Source organism: Pseudomonas sp. GW822-FHT02E03, assembly GCF_058802325.1.
Genome location: NZ_JBXAOA010000091.1, coordinates 1 through 4133, shown reverse-complemented (window position 1 = coordinate 4133; position 4133 = coordinate 1). Strand labels below are relative to the sequence as shown.

The following is a 4133-nucleotide window of genomic DNA, read 5'->3' as shown; positions in this document are numbered from 1 at the left end:
CTTTCAAACCCACAAAAACGTAAAGGATGTCCCCGGTCTCGATTGTAAAGGATGTATCCGTTTCTACACCGCGAAGGCGGCCTAATAGACGCCGCATGCCAAAAGCCATATCGTTATTCACTAACGGTATTTAAATTTCAATTCTTATACCTATAAAGTCACATCCCTGCGTACCTGCCGACCAATCGGCGCGCCGCACGACACGAACCAACACGGGACCTCCGTGAGTTTCTGATCGATGCGCGCCCTTGAGCGCGCTGTGCGTGGGAGTGATTTTTATGTCAGCCGTCTCTTTTTCTCCAAAGCCTGTGTCAACCAGCGTCGCCGCCATCGCGTCGCAATCCTTCGAAATCCGCCCGTTCAGCGGCGCCGTCGGTGCTGAAATCATCGGCCTGGACCTGTCCCGCCCGATCAACGACCGGGACTTCGCCCGTGTCCATCGTGCGCACCTGGATCATCACGTGGTGGTGTTCCGCGACCAGCGCATTACTCCCGATCAGCAGATCGCCTTCAGCCGCCGTTTCGGTGTGTTGCAGATCCATGTGCTCAAGCAATTTCTGCTGGCCGGGCATCCGGAAATTCTCATCGTTTCGAACATCATCGAGAACGGCCAATCCATCGGCCTCGGGGATGCCGGCAAGTTCTGGCACTCGGACCTTTCCTATAAAGAGCTACCAAGCCTGGGCTCGATGCTGCATGCCCAAGAGCTGCCGTCCGAAGGTGGCGACACGCTGTTCGCCGACATGCACAAAGCCTGGGACAACCTGCCCGAGGCGCTGCGCAAAGCCGTCGAAGGGCGCTCGGCCGCGCACTCCTACACGGCGCGCTACAGCGAGAGCAAATTCGAGGGCAACTGGCGCCCGACCCTGACGCCGGAGCAACTCGCTCAGGTCGCCGAAGTGGTTCACCCCATCGTCCGCACCCACCCGGAAAACGGTCGCAAAGCGTTGTTCGTCAGCGAGGGCTTCACCACCCGCATCGTCGGTTTGTCGGAAGACGAGAGCAAACAATTACTCGACGAGCTCTACGCCCACAGCGTGCTGGCGCAAAACATTTACCGCCATCAATGGCAGGCCCACGACCTGGTGTTCTGGGACAACCGTTCGCTGATTCACCTCGCCGCCGGATGCCCCAGTCATCTGCGCCGCAAGTTGTATCGCACCACCATCCAGGGCGACGCGCCTTTCTGATTTCGGAGAATTCCCATGTCCAAACGTCTTCCATTTGCACCCTTGGCTGCGGCCATTGGCCTGGGTTTCAGCCTGCTCGCCGGCAGCCTGGTAGCGCCGACCGTGGCCCACGCCGAAGGTGAAATTCGTATCGCCGAACAGTTCGGCATCGTTTATCTGCTGCTCAACGTGGTGCGCGATCAGAACCTGATCGAGAAGTACGGCAAGCAGGAAGGCATCGACATCAAGGTCGACTGGACCCAGCTCTCCGGCGGCTCAGCGGTCAATGATGCGTTGCTCTCCGGTTCCATCGACATTGCCGGGGCCGGCGTCGGTCCGCTGCTGACCATCTGGGATCGCACCCACGGCAAGCAGAACGTCAAAGCCGTGGCCTCCCTGGGTAACTTCCCTTACTACCTGGTGAGCAATAATCCCAAGGTCAAAACCATTGCTGACTTCACCGAGAAAGACCGCATTGCGGTGCCGGCGGTCGGCGTCTCGGTGCAGTCGCGCTTCCTGCAATACGCGGCGGCCAAGCAATGGGGCGACAAGGAATTCAATCGTCTCGACAAGTACACCATCGCCGTTCCGCACCCGGATGCCACCGCGGCACTGATTGCCGGTGGTACCGAGTTGAGCGGGCACTTCTCCAACCCGCCGTTCCAGGATCAGGCGCTGCAAAACCCCAACGTGCATGTGGTGCTGAACACCTATGACTTGCTGGGTCCGAACTCGCCGACCGTGCTGTTCGCCACCGAGAAATTCCGCAACGAAAACCCGAAAACCTACAAAGCCTTCATCGCCGCACTGACCGAAGCGGCTGAGTTTGCGCAGAACGATAAAGGTGCGGCGGCCGACACTTACATCCGCGTCACCAAGGCCAAAATCGACCGCGCGGCATTGCTGAAAATCATCGACAATCCGCAGTTCGAATTCAGCATCACGCCGAAAAACACCTACCCGCTGGCCGAGTTCCTCTACCGCGTCGGTGCGATCAAAAACAAACCGGATTCGTGGAAGGATTACTTCTTCCAAGACACCAAACCGCTGCAAGGGAGCTGACCGACATGAACGCCCCTTTGCAAGGCCACACGGCCAGCAAACCGATCGCGGCAGCTCAAGCGCTGCTGTCGGTCGACCAGGTCAGCCTGGAATACCGCACGCCTGCGCGGGTGGCTCGAGCGACCCATCAAGTCAGTTTCGAGATCGATCCGGCGGACCGCTTTGTGCTGCTCGGTCCTTCGGGCTGCGGCAAGTCGACGTTGCTCAAAGCCGTTGCCGGGTTCATCCCGCCCTGTGAGGGTGAGATTCGCCTGCAAGGCCAGCGGGTCGATGCGCCAGGGCCAGACCGGATCGTGGTGTTCCAGGAGTTCGATCAACTGCCACCGTGGAAGACCGTCAAACAGAACGTGATGTTTGCGCTGCTCGCTTCCAAAACCCTCAAGCGCAAAGAGGCTGAAGAGCGGGCGCTGCACTATCTGGACAAAGTCGGTCTGGCGGCGTTTGCCGATGCCTATCCGCATACCTTGTCTGGCGGCATGAAAGCTCGCGTGGCCATTGCTCGCGCCTTGGCGATGCAGCCGAAGATCCTGTTGATGGACGAGCCCTTCGCCGCCCTTGATGCACTGACCCGACGCAAGATGCAGGAAGAGTTGTTGCTGCTCTGGGAGGAGGTGCGTTTCACGCTGCTGTTTGTCACTCACTCCATCGAAGAAGCGTTGGTGGTGGGTAACCGGATTTTGCTGCTGTCGCCTCATCCGGGGCGGGTGCGGGCGGAAGTCCACAGCCATCAATACGACTTGCACAGCTTGGGGGGCGTGGCGTTCCAGGAATCGGCGCGGCGGATTCATCGGCTGTTGTTCGACGAAGGCCAGTCGCCGGAAACCGAGCGTGAGCTGGATTTCGCCGACATTCGCATCGCTTATTGAGCCATTGGAGGATTGCCCGATGAGCCATTCATCATCTGCGCGTAAAGAGTACGAAACTGTTTTGCAGCCGCTGACCAGCGTACCGCTGGAGCGTGAATTACCGCTCGGCCAGCGTCTCTGGCAGCAAGGCTGGCTGCGTAAAAGCCTGATCCTGATTTTGCTCGCGGTGCTTTGGGAAGCCGTTGCCCGTTATCAGAACAACGACCTGCTGCTGCCGAGCTTTTTGCAAACCGCCAGCGCGCTGCAGGACGGCCTGCTCAGCGGCGAACTGCTGGGCAAGGTGTGGATTTCGCTGGTTGTTTTGCTCAAGGGTTACCTGATTGGCATCGTTCTGGCGTTTGTCCTGACGACGCTGGCGGTGTCGACCCGATTCGGTCGCGATTTGCTCAGCACGCTGACTTCGATGTTCAACCCGTTGCCCGCGATTGCCCTGTTGCCGCTGGCGCTGCTGTGGTTTGGCCTGGGGCAGAACAGCCTGATTTTTGTACTGGTGCATTCGGTGCTCTGGGCGTTGGCCTTGAACACCTATGCCGGGTTTCTTGGTGTTTCGGAAACCTTGCGCATGGCCGGGCGCAATTACGGCCTCAAGGGCATCCGTTTCGTGTTGTTCATCCTGATCCCGGCCGCGTTGCCGTCGATTCTTGCCGGGCTGAAAATCGGCTGGGCCTTCGCCTGGCGTACGCTGATCGCCGCCGAACTGGTGTTTGGCGCTACCAGCGGCAAGGGTGGTTTGGGGTGGTACATCTTCCAGAATCGTAATGAGCTGTATACCGACAAGGTGTTTGCCGGGTTAGCGGTGGTGATCCTGATTGGGTTGCTGGTGGAAAACCTGGTGTTTGATACGTTGGAGCGGGTGACGGTGAAGCGGTGGGGGATGCAGCGGTAGGTTCTGTGGTGTCTGATCTGGCCCCATCGCGGTCTTCAAGTGGACACAGCATTTGTGTTCGACCGAAACTCCACTGTGGGAGATTCTATGGTTGAGGGAAAGCCCTCAACTGGCTTTTGGCTGGTATTCGCTTTGCCCTTTCAGCAAGGC

The 4133-nt window shown here is 58.8% G+C and carries 4 protein-coding genes; all 4 read left to right on the top strand.

Going from position 1 to position 4133, the window contains the following annotated elements:
- The first annotated feature begins 278 nt into the window (after positions 1 to 278).
- The 4 genes from AC1RQB_RS28130 to AC1RQB_RS28115 are packed head-to-tail and all read left to right on the top strand — an operon-like array spanning position 279 to position 3983.
- Positions 279 to 1190, top strand: coding sequence for a TauD/TfdA dioxygenase family protein (locus AC1RQB_RS28130; protein ID WP_063341961.1), 912 nt, complete (start codon positions 279 to 281; stop codon positions 1188 to 1190).
- Positions 1191 to 1205: 15 nt separating this feature from the next.
- On the top strand, positions 1206 to 2231 hold the full coding sequence (locus AC1RQB_RS28125; RefSeq protein WP_007906401.1) for an ABC transporter substrate-binding protein: 1026 nt from the start codon (positions 1206 to 1208) through the stop codon (positions 2229 to 2231).
- Between the two features lie 5 nt (positions 2232 to 2236).
- Positions 2237 to 3097, top strand: a complete 861-nt coding sequence (locus tag AC1RQB_RS28120) for an ABC transporter ATP-binding protein (RefSeq protein ID WP_063341960.1) — start codon at positions 2237 to 2239, stop codon at positions 3095 to 3097.
- 19 nt (positions 3098 to 3116) lie between these two features.
- Complete coding sequence (locus AC1RQB_RS28115) at positions 3117 to 3983, top strand: ABC transporter permease (RefSeq protein WP_063341959.1); 867 nt, start codon at positions 3117 to 3119, stop codon at positions 3981 to 3983.
- The last annotated feature ends 150 nt before the right edge of the window (positions 3984 to 4133 follow it).